The 18,342-nt window shown below is 71.2% G+C and carries 17 protein-coding genes; 10 read left to right on the forward strand and 7 right to left on the reverse strand.

All coding sequences use genetic code 11. The features are described from left to right. Positions 1 to 354, reverse strand: coding sequence for an effector-associated constant component EACC1 (locus tag EDD30_RS24865; protein WP_071806911.1), 354 nt, complete (start codon positions 352 to 354; stop codon positions 1 to 3). A gap of 131 nt (positions 355 to 485) precedes the next feature. On the opposite strand from EDD30_RS24865, the gene EDD30_RS24870 reads away from it, so the two are divergent. The 3 genes from EDD30_RS24870 to nudC all read left to right on the forward strand — a co-directional run bounded on the left by EDD30_RS24870 (position 486) and on the right by nudC (position 4,095). After that, positions 486 to 1,793 carry a M16 family metallopeptidase gene (locus EDD30_RS24870; RefSeq protein ID WP_071806910.1) on the forward strand — a complete coding sequence of 436 codons (1,308 nt, stop codon included), beginning with the start codon at positions 486 to 488 and terminating at the stop codon, positions 1,791 to 1,793. After that, positions 1,760 to 3,109, forward strand: coding sequence for a M16 family metallopeptidase (locus EDD30_RS24875; RefSeq protein WP_071806909.1), 1,350 nt, complete (start codon positions 1,760 to 1,762; stop codon positions 3,107 to 3,109). Before EDD30_RS24870 ends, EDD30_RS24875 begins: the two co-directional genes overlap by 34 nt. Positions 3,110 to 3,180: 71 nt before the next feature. Further along, positions 3,181 to 4,095 carry an NAD(+) diphosphatase gene (gene nudC, locus EDD30_RS24880; RefSeq protein WP_071806924.1) on the forward strand — a complete coding sequence of 305 codons (915 nt, stop codon included), beginning with the start codon at positions 3,181 to 3,183 and terminating at the stop codon, positions 4,093 to 4,095. Positions 4,096 to 4,098: 3 nt separating this feature from the next. Here nudC and EDD30_RS24885 read toward each other — a convergent pair whose 3' ends face one another. Beyond that, entirely contained in the window at positions 4,099 to 4,884 is a 786-nt protein-coding gene (locus EDD30_RS24885; protein ID WP_071806923.1) for a DUF2332 domain-containing protein, read from the reverse strand. Positions 4,885 to 4,986: 102 nt separating this feature from the next. Between EDD30_RS24885 and mptB the strand changes: the two genes are divergently transcribed. Next, entirely contained in the window at positions 4,987 to 6,420 is a 1,434-nt protein-coding gene (gene mptB, locus EDD30_RS24890; protein ID WP_084556601.1) for a polyprenol phosphomannose-dependent alpha 1,6 mannosyltransferase MptB, read from the forward strand. 8 nt (positions 6,421 to 6,428) lie between these two features. Here mptB and EDD30_RS24895 read toward each other — a convergent pair whose 3' ends face one another. Further along, positions 6,429 to 6,677, reverse strand: coding sequence for a mycoredoxin (locus tag EDD30_RS24895; RefSeq protein WP_071806907.1), 249 nt, complete (start codon positions 6,675 to 6,677; stop codon positions 6,429 to 6,431). An 82-nt stretch (positions 6,678 to 6,759) separates the two neighbouring features. Between EDD30_RS24895 and EDD30_RS24900 the strand changes: the two genes are divergently transcribed. From EDD30_RS24900 to EDD30_RS24910, 3 genes are all read left to right on the forward strand, one after another. Then, positions 6,760 to 8,901, forward strand: coding sequence for an ATP-dependent DNA helicase UvrD2 (locus tag EDD30_RS24900; protein WP_071806906.1), 2,142 nt, complete (start codon positions 6,760 to 6,762; stop codon positions 8,899 to 8,901). Positions 8,902 to 9,018: 117 nt separating this feature from the next. Then, complete coding sequence (locus EDD30_RS24905) at positions 9,019 to 9,342, forward strand: hypothetical protein (protein ID WP_084556598.1); 324 nt, start codon at positions 9,019 to 9,021, stop codon at positions 9,340 to 9,342. A 142-nt stretch (positions 9,343 to 9,484) separates the two neighbouring features. Further along, positions 9,485 to 9,847, forward strand: coding sequence for a WhiB family transcriptional regulator (locus tag EDD30_RS24910; protein ID WP_071806905.1), 363 nt, complete (start codon positions 9,485 to 9,487; stop codon positions 9,845 to 9,847). A gap of 512 nt (positions 9,848 to 10,359) precedes the next feature. On the opposite strand, the gene EDD30_RS24920 is transcribed toward EDD30_RS24910, so the two are convergent. The 3 genes from EDD30_RS24920 to EDD30_RS39320 all read right to left on the reverse strand — a co-directional run bounded on the left by EDD30_RS24920 (position 10,360) and on the right by EDD30_RS39320 (position 13,487). Beyond that, positions 10,360 to 11,706: an ABC1 kinase family protein gene (locus EDD30_RS24920; protein ID WP_071806904.1), complete on the reverse strand. Its 1,347-nt coding sequence runs from the start codon at positions 11,704 to 11,706 to the stop codon at positions 10,360 to 10,362. A gap of 4 nt (positions 11,707 to 11,710) precedes the next feature. Next, entirely contained in the window at positions 11,711 to 13,090 is a 1,380-nt protein-coding gene (locus tag EDD30_RS24925; protein WP_071806903.1) for a hypothetical protein, read from the reverse strand. 235 nt (positions 13,091 to 13,325) lie between these two features. Continuing rightward, on the reverse strand, positions 13,326 to 13,487 hold the full coding sequence (locus tag EDD30_RS39320) for a DUF5679 domain-containing protein (protein ID WP_015625326.1): 162 nt from the start codon (positions 13,485 to 13,487) through the stop codon (positions 13,326 to 13,328). An 872-nt stretch (positions 13,488 to 14,359) separates the two neighbouring features. Here EDD30_RS39320 and EDD30_RS24930 point away from each other — a divergent pair. Together EDD30_RS24930 and EDD30_RS24935 are read left to right on the forward strand one after the other, a co-directional pair. Continuing rightward, entirely contained in the window at positions 14,360 to 14,893 is a 534-nt protein-coding gene (locus tag EDD30_RS24930) for a M48 metallopeptidase family protein (protein ID WP_071804071.1), read from the forward strand. Between the two features lie 80 nt (positions 14,894 to 14,973). Next, a complete protein-coding gene (locus tag EDD30_RS24935) occupies positions 14,974 to 15,570 on the forward strand; it encodes a hypothetical protein (RefSeq protein WP_071804072.1) in 597 nt (198 codons plus the stop codon). 317 nt (positions 15,571 to 15,887) lie between these two features. Here EDD30_RS24935 and EDD30_RS24940 read toward each other — a convergent pair whose 3' ends face one another. Then, positions 15,888 to 17,132, reverse strand: coding sequence for a zinc-dependent metalloprotease (locus EDD30_RS24940; RefSeq protein ID WP_071804133.1), 1,245 nt, complete (start codon positions 17,130 to 17,132; stop codon positions 15,888 to 15,890). Positions 17,133 to 17,222: 90 nt separating this feature from the next. Between EDD30_RS24940 and EDD30_RS24945 the strand changes: the two genes are divergently transcribed. After that, the gene (locus EDD30_RS24945) at positions 17,223 to 18,251 is read left to right on the forward strand and encodes a YlbL family protein (protein WP_071804074.1); all 1,029 of its coding nucleotides are present in this window, start codon (positions 17,223 to 17,225) and stop codon (positions 18,249 to 18,251) included. Positions 18,252 to 18,342: the final 91 nt, after the last annotated feature.

Genomic DNA, 18,342 nt, shown 5'->3' on the forward strand with positions numbered 1-18,342 from the left:
TCACTTCTGCTCGCGGTCCTGCAGTTGCTGCAGGGCGTCGGCCAGGGCCTGGGGGTCCTCCGCCTCGATCCGGGTGGTGGTGCCGTCCGCGGCGTGGTGCACGATGGTCACGTGGGGGGAGGGATGGCGCGCCTCCCGCCAGGAGGCCACGGCGAGCGCGAGCTGACCGGCGGAGAGCCCGCTGCCGATGATGAGGGTCAGGACGTCCAGCAGGGTGCCCATGGCCTCCGGGTCGTCGCTGCGGGCTCGCGCGAGCCGTCCGTCGACGCGTACCCGCTGCTCGCCGCGGAGCCAGCGGTGAAGCGACTCCGCATCCTCGGTCGACGCGCATTCCAGTCGCAGCTCAACCGGCATTGAGGTCCCTCGCTCATATCGATGCATTTGCTCATGTCGTGGTCTTGCGATACGCGAAAGCTAGCACTCCGCCTCTACCCGGTGACCGGGCGTACCCGTCGGATGGTGTGGCGGGGGGTTAGATTCTTGGGGTGGCCCGCAGAACGAAGATCCCCGCGACGAAATACCCGGTCGAACGGTTCACCCTCGACAACGGCTTGCGGGTGGTCCTCACGCCCGACCGCAGCGCGCCCGTCGTCGGTGTGGCCGTGGTCTACGACGTCGGGATCCGCTCCGAACCCGAGGGCCGCACCGGCTTCGCCCACCTCTTCGAACATCTCATGTTCCAGGGCTCGGAAAACCTCGAGAAGCTCGCCCACTTCCGGCACGTGCAGGGCGCGGGCGGCAGCTTCAACGGCTCCACCCACCTCGACTACACCGACTACTTCGAGATCCTGCCCGCCGGCGCCCTCGAGCGCGCGCTCTTCCTCGAGGCAGACCGGATGCGCGGCCCCCGGCTGACCGAAGAGAACCTGCGCAACCAGGTGGACGTGGTCAAGGAGGAGATCCGGGTCAACGTCCTCAACCGGCCGTACGGCGGCTTCCCATGGCTGAAGCTGCCCCCGGTGATGTTCGAGACCTTCCCCAACGCGCACGACGGATACGGCTCCTTCACCGATCTGGAGAGCGCGACCGTCGACGACGCGGCCGAGTTCTTCCACAAGTACTACGCCTCGGGCAACGCCACGTTGGCGGTGGCCGGGGACTTCGACCTGGCCGCCACCGTCGAGCTCGTCGAGCGCCACTTCGGCGACGTCCCGGCCCGGCCGAAGCCGGAGCTGCCCGACTTCGACGAGCCCGGCCCGAGCGCCGAGCGCCGGGAGAGCTACGTGGACCGGCTCGCCCCGCTCCCGGCGATCGCCGCGGGATGGCGGGTGCCGGATCCCATCGCCGACTTCACCGCCTACCTGCCGTACGTGGTGCTGGCCGAGGTGCTCACCGACGGCGACGCCTCCCGCCTGGTCGAGCGGCTTGTGCAGCGGGACCGGATCGTCACCAGCGTCGGCGGCTACCTCGGCTTCATGGGCGACGAATATCAGGTCCGCAACCCGACGGCGTTACTGCTGCAGGCGCATCTTCCGCCCGGTGGCGACGCGGACAAGGTGTTGCGGGTCGTCGACGAGGAGCTCGACCGGCTCGCCTCCGGCGGGCTCGCGCCGGGCGAGCTGGCCCGTACTCAGGCCCGCATGGCCACGCACCTGCTCCGCGACACCGACGCAGTGCTCGGCCGGGCGCTGCCGATGGCGGTGCTCGAGCTGCAACGCGGCCGGCCGGAGCTGCTCAACGAGCTGCCGAAGCTGGTCGGCGAGGTCACCGAGGCGCAGGTCGTCGCGGCCGCCGCCACCCTGCGGCCCGAGGGCCGCGCATGCGTCGAGATCGTCCCGGGAGTCGACAAGTGAGCGCCAGGACCCTGCCGGACCTCGTGCCGGATTCCAAAATCAAGCTGCCGAAGCAGGCCGAGCGCACCCTGAGCAGCGGTCTCACGGTCATCGCCATCCGGCGGCCGGCCGTGCCCCTGGTCGAGCTGCGGCTGCGGATCCCGTTCGGGCGGGCGCCGCTGGCCCGCGCGACGCTGCTGTCGCAGGCGTTGTTCACCGGCACGGCCACGATGTCGAGCGTCGACATCGCCGCCGAGCTGCAGGCGGTCGGCGGCGGACTCTCCGCCGGGCTGGATCCCGACCGGCTGCTGGTCACCGGCAACTCGCTCGCCTCGGGCCTGGACCGGATGCTGGAGATCCTCGCCGGGGTGCTGACCGATGCGGCGTACCCGGTCGAGGAGGTCGCCACCGAACGCGACCGGCTCGTCGACCACATCCAGGTCGCCCAGAGCCAGCCCGGGCATCTAGCCCGTACGGCGCTGCTCAAGCGGATGTACGGCCGGCACCCGTACGCGATCCAGACCCCGGAGCCGGAGCAGGTCAAGGGCGTACGCCCGGGGCAGTTGCGGGCCCTGCACGCCGACCGGGTCCGGCCCGGCGGCGCGGTGCTGGTGCTGGTCGGCGACATCAACGTCGAGAAGGCGATCGACGCGGCGGAGAAGGCCCTCGGCGGCTGGATCGGCGCCGGCCGCGACGGCAACGTGCCCGCCACGCCGGAGCTCGAGACCGGCCCGCTGCTGCTGGTCGACCGCCCCGGCTCGGTGCAGTCCTCGATGCGCATGGCGTTGCCGGCGCTGCCGCGCACCGACCCCGACTATGCCGCGCTGCAACTGGCCAACATGGTCTTCGGCGGCTACTTCTCGTCGCGCTGGGTGGAGAACATCCGCGAGGACAAGGGCTACACGTACGGCCCGCACACCGCCATCGAACACTTCGTCGCGGGCTCGGCGCTGGTGGTGGCGGCCGAGGTGGCCACCGAGGTGACCGGCCCGGCGCTGCTGGAGACCCTGTACGAGCTGGGCCGGATCGCGAGCCTGCCGCCGGGCGCGGACGAGTTGGAGCAGGCCCGCCGGTACGCGCTGGGCACGCTACGGCTGGGCATGTCGACCCAGGCCGGCCTGGCCGGGCTGGCGAGCATCTACGCCAGCTTCGGCCTGCGGCTGAGCTATCTCACCGAGCACTCGGCGGCGCTGGCCTCGGCGACGCGCGAGCAGGTGGCCGAGGTGGCCGCGCGCTACCTCGCGCCGTCTCGGGCGGTCACCGTCGTCCTCGGCGACGCGGACCGGGTCGAGAGCGGGCTCGCGACCCTGACGACAGTCGAGCGCGGCGCCCAGTGAACCTCTCATCCCAGCAGCCCGGGGACCAGCCCGACGTCGGTGAGCAGCAGCCGGGCCTCGGCGGCCCGCCGCTGGCCCGTACGTCCCTCGACCGCGCCTCGCACCGCAGACGCGACGAGGACTGGCTCAACGAAGCGTGGAAGACCGGTCTCGTCCTGATCGTCGACATCGCCAAGGGCGGCCGCGCACTGGTGACGGGCGCGACCTCGGACAAGCCCGCGCTCGTGCTCGTCGGCGCGGATGCGGCCCCGGAGGGCGAGCGCCTGTTCCTGGGCGTCGACCCGGACGGCGTACCGATCTTCGCCGTCGACGCGCCGTTGCCCGAGGTGGACGACGCCGAGGCGCACACCCTGCGGGACATCGGCGACCGGCTCGGCCCGCGCGACGCCGGCATTCTCACCACGGCCGCCGCGCTGGGCAACTGGCATGCCACGCACGCGTATTCGCCGCGCTCCGGGCTGCGCACCACCGCCGCGGAGGCGGGCTGGTCGCGGCTCGACGCCGAGGGCGGGCAGATGTGGCCGCGCACCGACCCGGCGATGATCGTCCTGGTGCACGACGGGGTCGCCGGGCCGGAGGGCTCCTGCCTGCTCGGCCACAACGTCGCCTGGCCGGCGCGGGACGGCGTCCGGCGCTTCTCGTGTCTGGCCGGCTACGTCGAACCCGGCGAGTCCGCCGAGGCCTCGGTCGTCCGCGAGGTCCGCGAGGAGGTCGGGGTCAGGCTGCGGTCGCTGCGGTACGAGGGCAGCCAGTCGTGGCCGTACCCGGGTTCGCTGATGCTCGGCTTCACCGCCGAGGCGGACAAGGACCAGCGGATCGTCGTCGACCCCGAGGAAATCGACGAGGCGCGGTGGTTCACCCGGCGGGAGGTCGCCCAGATGGTCGCCGGGGACTACGTCGACCCGCCGAGCGGCGTACGGCTGAGCCTGCCCATGCGGTCGTCGATCGCGTTCTACCTCGTAGAACGCTGGATGGGCCGCCCCTGAGAATCAAACGGACGCCTCGTGGGGGGCCAGCCATCGGATCTCTTGGCCGTGTGGCCCGGTGCGAGCAACGGCCCGGCCGTCGAGCGCCAGCAGGAATCTCGCCGGACCTGCGGAATCGATCTCGACGGTCGCTCCCAGTTCAGGCAGGACGCCCACGCCTTCGTTCGAGATCCAGTGTCCCCGCAGACCACGAACGAGTTCGATGAAGGTGCGACGGGTGTCCGGCGGCACGTAGGCCAGGACAGCACTGTGAAAGATGATCAGAGTGGCATCGGTCGGCGCCTGGGCGGCCAGCGCCGGTAGGTCGGCGAGTAGATCGCCTTTGACCAGGTGCGGTGGATCCGCTCGGGCGATGCGTACGGCGGCTTGCAGCCGCTCGCGCCGCTGCTGCTGCTCCGGCCAGATCAGCGCGTCGAGCCAACGCACATCGTCGTCGTCGTTGACGTCGAGCGGGTTGAGGTCCAGGCCGGCGCGCCACACCACGGTGGGTACCGACGCCGGCCGTGGAACGTCGTCGCTGACGGCACAGGTCAGCCGCACTGGGCTGTCCGTCGGCCCGAGCACCCGGGGGTCCTCGCCGAAGCGGTACTGGTAGGCATCGGGATACAGGCACAGCCCGGCGGAAGCGCCCACTTCGAGCAGCGCGAGGGGCTGCGGCAGCCGCGCCAGAACCGGCAGCAGGGTGGCACACCGGTCTGCACCGACCGCCATGGCCAGCGCCTCGTACGTCGGGGACTGACCCCGTGCCTCACGAACCGCGAACGCCTGATACCACCGAGCTGTCGTGATCACGTCACCGTGCCCGCCCCGCATGCCGAGCGCTATGACGCCGATCTCAACGAGGCGAGGGTGGTTGATCTTGTCAGCACCGGCCATCCTGATCATGTGGTCGTGACCTCGAGATTCCTCCGTTACCTGGGACTGGCCGGATCGGTTCTGCTCGCCGTCGCCGGGTGTCTCGGTGGTGCGCTACCCGCGGCGGACCTCGCCGCCACGCCGGTCAGCATCGCCCGCGGTCCCTACGGCCCGGCCATTCTCGGTCTCTGGCTGGCCGGGACCGCGTTGCAGGCGTACGCCTGGTGGGCCGGACGCGCTTGCATTCCCTCGGCCCGCTGGGCGTTGACCACGGCGCTGGTGTGGATGGTCCCGTTCCTGCTGGTCCCGCCGGTGGGCAGCCGGGACATCTACTCCTACATGTGCCAGGGCGAGATGTATCTGCACGGCGTCGACCCGTACACGAACGGAGTGGGGGCCCTGCCCTGCACCTGGCTGGAGACCGTCTCGCCGGTCTGGCGCGACACCGCGACCCCCTACGGTCCGCTCTTCATCGTCATCGCCGCGGCGGCGATCTCGGTGGGCGGCAGCCTGACCGGCGCTCTGATCGTCTTTCGCCTGATCACCTTGGCCGCGATCCTGGCGATCGCGGCCGGCCTGCCGGCGCTGGCGCGCCGCTGCGGCGTCGAGCCGCGGCTGGCGCTCTGGGTGGGCCTGGCCGGTCCGCTGATCGGTGCACACCTTCTCGGCGCGCCCCACAACGATGCGATCATGCTGGGCCTGGCGGTCGTTGCGCTTCTTCTGATCGTACGGATGAGCTCGCACCCGGTCGCACTGCTGGCGGCCGGGGCGCTGCTGGGACTGGCCGTTGCCGTCAAGGCGACGGCGGTGGTGATCGTCCCGTTCGCCGTCCTGGCCGCTTCCCGTCCGCTGTGGCGGGCGGCCGCGTCGGTCGGCGGCTCGGCGCTGGCCGTGCTCACGGCGGTGACCGTGACCAGCGGGCTCGGTTTCGGCTGGATTCCCGCGATGCGCGGCGGTAGCTCCCTGATCCAGTTCACCTCACCGCCCACGGCGATCGGGATGACCTTGACCTACATCGGGCGGCTGTTCGACCCCGGCTTCGACGCCGTCCCGGCGGTCCGCACCCTGGCTCTTGCGCTGCTCGCCGCCGTACTGGTGGCGCTGTGGTGGTGGGCGTACCGCAGCCCGGACCCCGCCCGTGCCGCCCTGCGCGGCGCCGCGCTCGCGCTCGTCGCGTTCGTCGCCCTGGCCCCCGTCTTCCACCCCTGGTACGCGTTGTGGCCGCTGACCCTGCTCGCGGCCACCACCACCCGCGTCCGAGCGGTCATGCTGATCTCGGTCGCCGCCGCCTTCTCGGTCCTGCCCGACGGCAGCGGCCTGACCCGTTTCGTCAAATTCCCCGGCGCGCCGATCGTCACCCTGCTCCTCGTCGTCCTCCTGGTGACGGTCGTCAGGCGCTCGGGCGAACGCGGAAGCCCCGGCTCGTCGCCGGGGCCCGTTGCCTCACCGCACCGCTCAGCGGGTCGGTGAAAGCCGGATCAACCAGCCACGCCGGTGCCGGCCAGCCGCTCCTTGACCTGGGTGATCGACGGGTTGGTCAGCGCCGTGCCGTCGTCGAAGAGCACGGTCGGGACCGTCTGGTTGCCGCCGTTGACGCTCATCACGAAGTCGGCGGCCTTGGGGTCCTGCTCGATGTCGACGACGACGTACGAGATGCCCTCCCGGTCGAGCTGCGACTTCAGCCGGTGGCAGTAGCCGCACCAGGGAGTCGAGTACATGGTCAACATCGGGTGGGTCCCTTCGACAGAGGTCACATTGGCACTGTGCCATCCGATCAAACGTCGGACCCGGGTGCCATGATTCCCGGTTGTGACAGCGGAACGGGTTCTCGCCGGGCTCGACCCCGACCAGCGCCGGGCGGTGACCGCCCCCGCCGGGCCGGTCTGCATCCTCGCCGGAGCAGGCACGGGCAAGACCAGGGCGATCACCCACCGCATCGCCTATCGGACGCTGTCCGGCGACATCAGCCCGCGGCATGTGCTTGCCGTCACCTTCACCGCGCGCGCCGCGGCCGAGATGCGCGCCCGCCTCACCGGCCTCGGCGCCGGCCGCGTCCAGGCCCGCACCTTCCACGCCGCCGCCCTGCGCCAGGTGCGCTACTTCGCGCCGCGGCTGCTGGAGGGCCGGGCGATGCCCGAGCTCGTCGAGAGCAAGGCGCGCCTGGTCGCGCTGGCCGCCGGCCGGGCCGGCGTGCGGGCCGACCGCACCGCCGCACGCGACCTGGCCAGCGAGATCGAATGGGCCAAGTCCTCGCTGGTCGAGCCGGGGGAGTACGTGGTCGCCGCGGCCAAGGCGCTGCGCGAGCCGCCGTACGAGGCCGCCAAGGTCGCGGAGATCTTCGCCGCGTACGAGTCGCTCAAGCGCCGCCAGGGCGTGATCGACTTCGAGGACATGCTGCGCGCCGCGGTCTGGGGTATCGAGGAGCACCCGGACGTCGCCGAGCAGGTCCGCTCGCAGTACCGGCACTTCGTCGTCGACGAGTACCAGGACGTCAACCCGCTGCAGCAACGCCTGCTGGAGGCCTGGCTCGGCGGCCGCGACGACCTCACCGTGGTCGGCGACGCCAGCCAGACCATCTACTCGTTCACCGGCGCCACCTCGTCCTACCTCGTCGACTTCCCGCGGCAGCGCCGCGAGGCCGTGGTCGTGCGCCTGGTCCGCGACTACCGCTCCACCCCGCAGGTGGTCGGCCTCGCCAACGCGGTGATCAAGCAGGCCCGGGGCACCGAGGCCAAGCTCCGGCTCGAACTGGTCGGCCAGCGTCCGCCCGGTGCCGAGCCCGACCTCAAGATCTTCCCGGACGAGCCCGCCGAGGCGGTCGCCGTCGCCCGCCGCTGCCGGGAGCTGATCGCCGCCGGCACCCCGGCCAGCGAGATCGCCGTGCTGTTCCGGACCAACGCGCAGTCGGAGACCTACGAGAAGACGCTCGCCGAGGCCGAGGTGCCGTACGTGGTCCGCGGCGCGGAGCGGTTCTTCGAGCGCGCCGAGGTCCGCCAGGCGATGATCGCGCTACGCGCGGCCGTGCGCTCCACACCGGGGGAGACCCCGCTCGTCGAGGCCGTCGTGGACGCCCTCGCGGCGACCGGCTGGGCCCGGGACCGCCCCCCGCCGGGTGGGGCGCAGCGTGAGCAGTGGGAGGCACTCGCGGCGATCGTCACCCTCGCCGAGGAGTACGAGAGCAGCCCCGCGCTGCTACCCATCGGTCAGGCCGGCGCCGTGCAACGCGACGTCTCGCTCTCCGCCTTCAACGAGGAACTGGCCCGCCGCGCCGAGCAGCAGCACGCCCCGACCGTCGAGGGGGTCACCCTCGCCTCGCTGCACTCCGCCAAGGGCCTCGAGTGGGACGCGGTCTTCCTCGTCGGGCTCGCCGACGGCACGCTGCCCACCACGTATGCGAAGACGCCCGACCAGCTCGAGGAGGAGCGCCGCCTGCTCTACGTCGGAGTCACCCGGGCCCGGCAGTGGCTCTGGCTGTCGTACGGGCAGTCACGGGCCTCGGGCGGACGCACCCGGCGTCCCTGCCGCTTCCTGCCCCAGTTGGGCAGCACCCAGCACCGCACCTTCGAGAAGGCCGGGACGGCGAGTCGGAAAACCGTCACTCGGCGTACGCAGGTGGTCTCCTGCCGGGTCTGCGGCGCCACGCTGCTGGCCGGCGCCGACCGCAAGCTCGGCCGCTGCCCGACCTGCCCGTCCGACCTGGACGAAGACCTGTTCGCCCGGCTCCAGTCGTGGCGCGCGCACACCGCCGCCGAACAGAAAGTCCCTGCGTACGTGGTGTTCACCGATGCCACGATCGTGGCCATCGCGGAGCGCCGCCCGACCACGCCCGCGGAGCTGCTGGCCATCGCCGGAATCGGCCCCCGCAAGCTCGGCCAGTACGGCACCGCGGTCTTCGCTCTGGTCGGCGGCGCGAGCCCCGCGGAGCTCGTCGCAGAAAACTTTGAAAACTAGTCCGTTAATTCGTTTGCCCTCCCTCGCAGGGACGGCATAGCCTCAGGTCACACCTTGGCGAGCGGCTGCTCGACGGGGTCTGGAAACCGAGCGCAAGAACTGGAGGAGGTGGCACCGATGAGGATCGACTACACGATCGAGCGACCGTCGACGCTGCTTGCTGCTGTCTGCGCTCCGTCCGCTTCGTGCCTGCCAGTTCCCGCCCCGGTGGCGACGTCCGTCCTCGCGACGGCGTATGTCCCCGCGGCGACCCTGGTTGCCGAGCGGGCCCCGGCTTCGCAGGCGCACCAGGTCCAGATCCAGGCCGAGCTGGTCCGGATGCTGGTGTCCGTCGATGGAAGCAACGGGACCACTGGGTTCGTGGGCAGCAACGGCATCGCCATGAAGCGTCAGCTGACGGATGGTGCCAGCGGTGTCCCGCCTCGAGGAAGGCCGGTCTGAGCGATCAGACCTCCGGCTCACCTCGAGGCCGCGGAACCCGTAACCGGGATCCGCGGCCTTAATTTTTTGCCGGCCCACCGGCCGGAGTGACAAGCACCACCGATCCAGAAGATCGAGAGAAAGAGAGAGGTGACCGGGCTTTATGAGTCTGGCGCTGGCCCCCCTCGACGTGAGCGTCGAGATCGAGGCAAACCTGCCCTGTCGGAAGTTCGACCCGGACCTGTGGTTCTCGGACTCCCCGGCCCAGCTGGAACTGGCCAAGTCGCTCTGCGGGGACTGCCCGCTGCGCGTCGAGTGCCTCGCCGGCGCGGTCGAGCGGAGCGAGCCCTGGGGCGTCTGGGGCGGCGAGATCTTCGAGCGCGGTGCCGTCGTGCCGCGCAAGCGGCCCCGGGGCCGTCCCCGCAAGGTCGACATCGCCCGCGACGCCGAACTCGCGGTCGAGGTCGAGGAGCGGCTCGCGGCCAACGGCCTCGAGACCCGCAGCTCGGTCCGACTGGCGGCATGACATGACCATCACCACCCCCTACCGGAAGACGGAAAACGTAGCCATGACCTCGCACGCAAGCCCCAAGGTAAGACTCATCCAAGAAGCGCTCTCGCGAGCACGAATGCGTCGGCCTCAGGCCGACCACCACCCTGAGGCGCACCGTCCCGCACGCCAGATCGCCATGGAGGCCCGTCACCGGGCCGCACGGGAACTGGGTGGACGCCTCTGACCGACCTGAATCCCACGGCCCCGCCCGCAGTCACTGCGGGCGGGGCCCTTTCTTTCCCGCTTTCCGCTCTTTCCCGCTTTCCGCGCTGAGGTGTGCCCCGGAGTCGTGCTTTCTGCGCCGAGCTCTGTGACCGGGTCCTGCTTCCTGCGCCGAGCTCTGTGACCGGGTCGTGCCTTTTGCGCCGAGCTCTGTGGTCGGGTCCTGCTTTCCGCGCCGAGAAATGCCCGGGGTGCTGTCCGCGCTCAGCCAAGTCCGGAGTTTCACGTCACCGGACCGTACCGATCCGTCTCGGGCCGGTCCGTCATTCCACCGGGGCGAAGCCCGGGAGCCACTCCTCGAGGATCGCGCGATAGGGCGCCTGAGCCTCTAGCTGGCAGAGCACGCCGATCGAGCCCAGCGTCACCCGGTGGATCAGCAGGTAGGACGGGGGAAGGTTGAGCTTGCGGCTGAGCTGGAAGGCCGGCGACCGGGGACTCGAGAGACGCGTCGCCTCCGAGCGGATCCAGCTACGGGTGAAGCGGAACTCCGGCACCGCGACCGGCTCGATCATCGGGCGCAGGAAGGCGAGGACCGCCTGGGCGTCGAGCTCGTCGTCCGGCTTGATGAAGCCCTCGTCCCGCAGGCCGTCGGCCACCGCGTCGGCGTCGCCGTCGAGGGCGAGGCGCACCAGGTGGCCGATCGGCTCGGGATGGCCGTCCGGCAGGCGGGCGACCGCGCCGAAGTCGATCACGCCAAGGCGGCCGTCGGGCAGGATCCGGAAGTTGCCTGGGTGCGGGTCGGCGTGCAGGAGTCCGGCCCGGGCAGGCGCCGAGAAGTGCAGCGTCGCCATCAGGCGGCCCGCCTCGTCGCGCTCGGCCACCGTGCCGTCACTGATGACCTTGGACAGCGGCGTGCCGTCGACCCACTCTGTCACCAGCACCCGGGGCGCCGACGCGACAACCTGGGGAACGAAGATCTCCGGGTCGTCGGCGTACGCGGCGGCGAACGCCTTCTGCGTCTCCGCCTCCATCGCGTAGTCGAGCTCCTCCGTGATGCGCTCGCGCAACTCCGTGAGCAGCGGCTTCATGTCCATGCCAGGCTGGATGATCTTGAACATCCCGGCCAGCCGGCCCAGTTGCTTGAGGTCGGCGAGCAGGGCCTCCCCGGCGCCCGGATACTGCACCTTCACGGCGACCGGCAGCGTCTTCGGCTTGGCGCCCTTGCGGGAGGGCGGCAGCTTCCAGAGCGCCTTGTGCACCTGCCCGATGCTGGCCGCGGCGGCCGGGCTGTCGTCGAACTCGGCGAACTTGTCCCGCCAATCCGCCCCGAGCTGCTCGGCCAGCGCCTTGTGCACGCTGGCCACCGGCATAGGCGGCGCCGCCTCCTGCAACTTGGTCAGTGCCTGCCGATATGGCCCCGCCATCTCCTCCGGCATCGCCGCCTCGAACACCGACAGCGCCTGCCCGAACTTCATCGCCCCGCCCTTGAGCTGGCCCAGGACGCTGAAAAGCTGCTCGGCGGTGCGCTGCTGGATGTCGGCGGAGATGACGTCGGTGGCGATTCCGGTCATCCGCTTGCCGAGCCCCAGCACGGTTCGCCCGGCGAAGCCGAGGGGGAGGGCGGCGAGTTTCGCGGTCCGGGATGCCGCACGACGCGGGATGTCGGTCACCAGATCATTGTGCCCGGCGCGGCGGCGTTCGACCGCCCCGCGAGGGCCGACCGCGACTTCCTACACAGAAACAACACGGATGCGTGGCCCAGCTCCGCCGCCGGAGCCGCCCCGGCGCACCGATCTCGATCTCGGCTCCCAGCGTCGCCGGCACCAGCCCGTCGACGAACTCGAGCACCTGCGCGACGGCGTACGCGGTGGCAGCGAGCACCGTGGCCGCCGCACAGGGTTCGCCGTCTCGAGGGTCGGGCGTGGGCCGGCCGGCGTCCGGGTTCCGATCGTGGCGGTGCAGGTCCAGACAGTTCAGACAGGGTCCGCCGACACCCGGAACCAACGGTCCGATCACGGCCGCGGCCTCACGGATCCCGACAGCGAGGTGCGGCTGGCGGCGCTGGGCGTACCCGGCGGCGAGCAGCGCGACGGGCTGATCGTGGTCGAGCTGGACGACCAGGTCGGCGCCGCCCCGACGGACGGCCCGGGTCCCGGTCGAGGGAACGGCGAGCAGGACGGCGGCGGTAGCGGCCGCACTCCTGGACGTCCCGGGAGGGGTGTCCCGCAGCGGGCCGGCGATCCGGTCCTGCCGGGTGACGGCGCCGGAGAGATCGGCATGGACGTGCCCGATGCCGGACTCGGCCAGACCGACCGCGATTCCCGCACCGAGCCGGCCACGGCCGCGGACGACAATCCGAGCCGCGCGCCGCCGACGCAGAACGTCGGCGACAAGGGTCTGCGCTCCACGGTCCGGAGTGCGCTCCGCGGGACCATCCCGGTGGTCGGAGAGAAACGCCCGCGCGGATGTTCCGGCCAGATCCGCAGCCAGCAGCGGTCCCCCGGCTGTCCCGCTCGGATCCGCGACCGCCCTCGAGGCCGCGGACGTTCCACCCTGGTTCGTGACTCGGGGCGGGCTCGAAGATGTTCCGGACTGGTCTGGGACGTGGGGCGGGTCTGTGGACGTGCCGCGCTGATCTGGGACTCGGGGCGGGCCGCCGGGTGGCTCGGCGTCCGGTGTGAACAGCCGGCCCGCGGGCGCCCTGGTGGGGTCGGGGGCCAGGACGAGGGCGGCAGCCTCGCCAGACAGTTGCTCGGCGTCGGAGCCGGAGGGGTAGAGGGCGTTTGCCGAGACCACCAGCCCGGCGCGGGACAGGGAGTCGAGGAGGGCCTCGGCGTCGGCGGGAGCAGCGCCCAGCGCGGTCGCGCGGCGCAGGACCTCTCGCTGTGACCGGGAGCCGTCCAGCAGGGTGAGCAGGCGGGCGGCGGCGGGATCGGGCAGATCGATGAGCACGGCCCGGACCGTGCGGACGCCGAGTTGGAGCGTGGAGCTGCCGCGCCAGGTGCGCAGGAGACCGGGGAGCAGGGTGGGACGGGAGAGGGCAGGTCCGCTCATGCATGACAGGGTGTCACGAGCTCGATTCGCAGCGAGTCGTTATCCACAGGCAGACCGGACGCCCGCCCTCGGTTGTCCACAAGCTGGGGCGAGTTATCCACAGGGGCGCGGAGGTGGTGGACAACTACTCAACGTTGCCGGTTGAACACGGGTTACGACTCGTGCGGGTGAACCGCGACGGCTGGGACGAAGGCGGGGGCGGCCATCGGCCGCCCCCGCCTTCCGCAGCGTCCGGTCAGGCCTTGGCCTTGCCCAGGATGCGGTTCACCGTCGTGCCGCAGACCGGGCACTTGCCCTTGGCCATGTTCATGCCGGTCTTCGAGACCTCGACGGTGCCCTGGAAGTCGCGCTTCTCCTTGCACTTCACGCAGTAGCCGTTGTAGGTGTTGTCGGCCACGGTTCCTCCTCGTCATGTTGTCGGCCGGGTCGGCCCGATGCCCCGGGAAGCGGTCAGGTCGGTGACCTGGACCTGCCCGAGGCCCTGCTCGCGGCGACAGGCCGCGATCTGTGTTCGGCGCTGGACCGCTCCGCGACCACGTGGATGTGGCCACCCGCTCGGGGCGGTCACTACCCAGGTCCGGCCATTTCCATGTCAGCGCAGCGTCGGCGGTGACGTCGACGTCGTGAGTGTGCCGGTCGAGATGACCCTTTTTGGGCAGATGCGTATGGACACGCCGACGAATTACTTCACATCGGCAGAAAAGGGACGTCCGGCGCGGAAAGGTCCGGACGCGCCAGGCCGACGGCGACCAGGAGCAGGGGCCGTGTGCGGCCCGGTGAGCCGGACGGCGGCCGGGCCGTGCTCGGTATGGCGAGTCCCGGGAAGGGCAGCCCCTGTCGGTGGCCGGGGGCGGGAGGAGAGGTGACGTCCCGCGGCTGGTGGTGTCTACCGGATCGGTGGTCGCGGCACCGGGGTGCCCCGCCACGGGGCCCGACGACGGGCGGTGGCGGGCATAGCGGGAGTGGTGGTCCGGCGCATGGGCGTCAGCGCCAGCGGAATGCCGGTCGCGGGTCCGACGACGGGTGGCGGCGGAGGTGGCTGGCCTCGGGGCGGCGGTCGAGGTTTGAGGGGCGTCGTGACGGTGACTTGGGGAGGGTGTAGCGTGCCCGTTCGGCGCTCGTGTGTTGCGGGCATGCAAAATATTTTCGGATCTTCTGGGGCGAAGCTCACATTTTGGGTGCGTGTCGTTTGTCGTACCCTTGCGGCGACCTGGGCCTGACCGATTAACGTCGCAATGTGAACCCTAGTCTGGGCCGCGCGAGCCGGTAATGGCCAGGACGCGCAAGCCTGTCGTCGAAGTGCGGCGCAGCCAGCGCCGTCGTCGCACGGTGTCCGCGTATCGCGAGGGCGAGCGGGTTGTCGTCCTCATCCCTGACCGGTTCTCCCGGGCCGAGGAGACCGAGTGGGTCGCGCGGATGCTCGCCCGGCTGGCCGCCCGCGAGGAGCGCGTCCGGCATACGGACAACGAGCTGCTCGGCCGAGCGCACAAGCTGATCGCTCGCTACCTCAGTGACCACGTCCGCGATGTGAATCCGGCGAGCGTGCGCTGGGTGACGAACCAGAACGGTCGCTGGGGATCCTGTACGCCGGACGACGGCACGATCCGCATCTCGCATCGCATCCAGGAGATGCCGGAGTGGGTGATCGACTATGTGCTGCTGCATGAGCTGGCCCATCTGGTCGTGCCGAGCCACAACGCCGCGTTCTGGGAGCTGGTCAGCCGCTACCCGAAGGCCGAAAGGGCCCGCGGCTATCTGGAGGGAATCTCCGCCGCCACGGGCCTGGTGCTCGCGGACGACTGACCGGGCGGCCCGGCACGGAGGTCCCGCGGCGGCCGGCGGCCGGGGAGAGGGTCCTGGGCGGTGCCGCTAACGTTCACGGCGTGACCAGACGTGTCGTGGTGGCGCTGCTGAGCCCTGTCGTGTGGAGTCCGCCCGGCGTCGATCGGGTGGCGTGGCGTACGGCGCTGGCCGAGGATGTGGTCGACCTGCTGGCTCGTCTGGCCCAGGCCGAGCCCGCCATCGCGGCGACCGCCGGGGATCTGGCGCTGGCTCGGGAGATCGCGTGGCCCGGCATGCCGATCTACGAGGTTGCCACCGCTACCGTGCTGCCCGTGTTCGCCGCCGCGGAGAAGGACGGGTTCGAGCAGGCGGCCGTGCTTGCCGCCGATGCCGCGGATGTGCCGGGCATGATTCTGGGCAAGTTGCTGCGGCCGCTGGGTGGCAAGCCGGTCGCCGTGGCGCCCTCCGGGTCCGGGGGCGGGGTGCTGGGGGTTGCCGCGACGCTTCCCGTTCCCGGCTGGCTGGTGGACACGGACCTCGACTCGGCCACTCCGATGAGCCTGCGCCGGCATGCGCCGCAGCCCAGCCTCGTGGAATCGACGCCGGAGTGGCGGCGCCTGCGCGGGCCGGCCGACCTCGCCTCGCTGGACCCCGCCCTCGAAGGCTGGGAGAACACCCGCGCACTCCTGGGCGGATGACCCACCGGGAGCCAGCCGGGGGCCGACCCGCGGACAGCCGGCCGCGTGGGTAACCCGCCGAGTGTCAGCCGGGTGGGTGGCTCAGCAGGGCACGGTCGGTGGTGGGCACCATGGCGCGCGGCCGGTGACTGACCCGCTGCCTGCGGTGGGCTCGGCGGGCGCGCGGCCGGTGGGTGACCCACCGCCTGGGGTGGGTGAGCCCGCCACTCACGCAGAATGAAGGGTCCGGAGATCCGTTCAGGAGCCGCCAGGCGACTGGATCTCCGGGCCCGGCCTCGGCGTGAGCGACGGTCCGCACCGCCCACCGAGCTACGACATCAAGAATTTGATCCCGGTTCGTCGCCCTTGCCCAGGTTGTCAAGCTCTGAAATGTCCCAATCTAGCTGGCTGCGGGCGAACTTCTCCGGGTCGGCGAAGTCCTCGTCCGTCGGCAGCAGATCGGGGTGGTCCCACAACGCGTCGCGACCCTGCACGCCGCGGGCCTCCGTGACCGCCGTCCACAGGGCACCGGCCTCGCGCAGGCGGCGCGGGCGCAGCTCGAGGCCGACCAGGGCGGCGAAGGTCTGCTCGGCCGGGCCGCCCGCGGCGCGGCGGCGGCGGAACGCCTCGCTCAGCGCGGCCACCGACGGGAGCCGGTCGCCGGCCGCGCTGTCGACGACGTGGCCGACCCAGCCCTCGATCAGCGCGAGGGCCGTCTCCAGGCGGGCCAGGCTCGCCTTCTGCTGCGGGGTGTCCTCGGGCGTGAAGATGCCCTCGAGCGCCATGGCCTGCATCGACTCGGGATCCGAGGGATCGACCCGGCTCATCGCCTCCTCGATCGCCTCGCGGTTGACGGTGATGCCGTTCGCGTACGTCTCCACCGCGCTGAGCACGTGCGCGCGCAGCCACGGGACGTGCTGGAACAGCCTTTGGTGCGCCGCCTCGCGCAGCGCCACATACAGCCTGACCTGGTCCTCGGGGATCTCCAGGCCGTCGCCGTAGGTCTTGATGTTGGACGGGACGAGGGCGGCCGTGCCGGCCGGGCCGAGCGGCAGGCCGATGTCGCCGGCCGACAGCACCTCCGCGGCGAGCTGGCCCAGCGCCTGGCCGAGCTGGCCGCCGAAGAGCGCGCCGCCGAGGGTCGCCACCATCGACTGCATCGGGCCGAGCTGGGCGCGGGCCTCCTCCGGGACGAGGTCGCCCATCGCGCCCACCATGCGGCCCGCGATCGGGTCGCACAGCTTCTTCCAGACGTCGAGGGTGTTGTAAACCCACTCGTTCCTGTTCCAGGCGGTCGCGTCGCGCACCCCCGAGGGCAGCGACGAGGTCGGGTCGAGCCACAGGTCGGCGAGGCGCAGGGCCTCGGAGACCGCGTTGTGCTCGTACATGTTCACCGACGGGTCGCCGGTCGCGCTCAGCTGGCTGGCCGCCACCTGGCGGGCCAGATCCCAGTTGACCGGGCCACTCCCGGGTGCGGCGAACATCTGCTGCAGTTGATTCATGAACTGCTGCATCTGCTGCGGGTCGGAGGGATCGGGCGGCTGGGCGCCCGGCAGGCTGAAGCCGAACGGGATATCAGGCACGTCCCCAACGGTACGCGCGTCGGGCCCCGTCGTGACCATTGCCGGTGTCAGCTCAGAGAGAACTCAGGGTCGGTTGGTACGGTCACGCGCATGAGACGTCGCGGTGTCACGGTCATCCTCGGCGCCCTGATCACCGCACTGCTGGCAGTCGGAGTCATGGCCTTTCCCCTGCCATACGTGGTGCTCAAGCCCGGCCCGACCGTCAACACGCTCGGCTCGGACAACGGCAAAGAGGTCATCCAGGTGACGAAGGCACAGACCTCGGCCAGTACGGGTCAGCTCCGGCTGACCACCGTAGGGGTGCAGCCGAGCGTCGAGCTGGTCTGGGCGATCCGCGGCTGGTTCAGCGACGAGCAGGCCGTGGTACCCCGTGACCTCGTCTATCCACCGAACCGCAGCGAACAGCAGGTCGAGCAGCAGAACGCCGAGGAGTTCAAGTCCTCGCAGAGCAGCGCCGAGACGGTCGCGCTGCGTAAGCTCGGCTATCCCGTGCAGGTCTTCGTGGCCGACGTGGTCGCGGATGGCGCCTCGGCCGGGCTGCTGCGCAAGGACGACGTGATCACCGCCGTCGACGGTGCCCCGGTGACCAGCCCGGGCAAGCTCACGGAGCTGGTGCAGGCCAAGCCGGCGGGCACCGCGCTGACGATCGCCTACACCCGGGCGGGCGAGCCCGGCACCGCCCGGATCACGACGAAGGCCGCCGCCGACGACGACACTCCACGCATCGGCGTGTCGATCGACAAGAAGCAGCCGCATCCCTTCACGATCGCCATCGACCTCGACGAGATCGGCGGACCCAGCGCCGGGCTGATGTTCACCCTCGGCATCATCGACAAGCTGAAGCCCGAGGACCTCACCGGCGGCAAGATCATTGCGGGTACGGGCACGATCGACGACGAGGGCGGCGTGGGACCGATCGGCGGCATCCCGCAGAAGCTCGTCGGCGCCAAGGACGCGGGTGCCCACCTCTTCCTGGTGCCGGCCGACAACTGCGCCGAGGCGCTGCGCAACGCCGTGCCGGGCCTGCCGATGGCCCGGGTCGCCACGGTCGACGACGCGCTGGCCGCGATCCAGGCTTACAACTCCGGAAGTACGCCGCGGCCGTGCACGGCGTCATGAGATATCCACAGGCACCCGGAGCCGAACGGCGCAACACCCTAGAGTGAAGAACCGGTCTTGAGACTTTGTGGGGTTCACGTTGGTCATGCGT

It is taken from the genome of Couchioplanes caeruleus, from assembly GCF_003751945.1.
Classification (GTDB): Bacteria; Actinomycetota; Actinomycetes; order Mycobacteriales; family Micromonosporaceae; genus Actinoplanes; species Actinoplanes caeruleus.

Coding starts and splice junctions, on each gene's coding strand:
- EDD30_RS24945 (WP_071804074.1), top strand. CDS start 17,223: ATGAGACGTCGCGGTGTCACGGTCATCCTCGGCGCCCTGATCACCGCA.
- EDD30_RS24925 (WP_071806903.1), bottom strand. CDS start 13,090: ATGAGCGGACCTGCCCTCTCCCGTCCCACCCTGCTCCCCGGTCTCCTG.
- EDD30_RS24865 (WP_071806911.1), bottom strand. CDS start 354: ATGCCGGTTGAGCTGCGACTGGAATGCGCGTCGACCGAGGATGCGGAG.
- EDD30_RS24895 (WP_071806907.1), bottom strand. CDS start 6,677: ATGTTGACCATGTACTCGACTCCCTGGTGCGGCTACTGCCACCGGCTG.
- EDD30_RS24905 (WP_084556598.1), top strand. CDS start 9,019: ATGAGGATCGACTACACGATCGAGCGACCGTCGACGCTGCTTGCTGCT.
- EDD30_RS24930 (WP_071804071.1), top strand. CDS start 14,360: ATGGCCAGGACGCGCAAGCCTGTCGTCGAAGTGCGGCGCAGCCAGCGC.
- EDD30_RS24910 (WP_071806905.1), top strand. CDS start 9,485: ATGAGTCTGGCGCTGGCCCCCCTCGACGTGAGCGTCGAGATCGAGGCA.
- EDD30_RS24875 (WP_071806909.1), top strand. CDS start 1,760: ATGCGTCGAGATCGTCCCGGGAGTCGACAAGTGAGCGCCAGGACCCTG.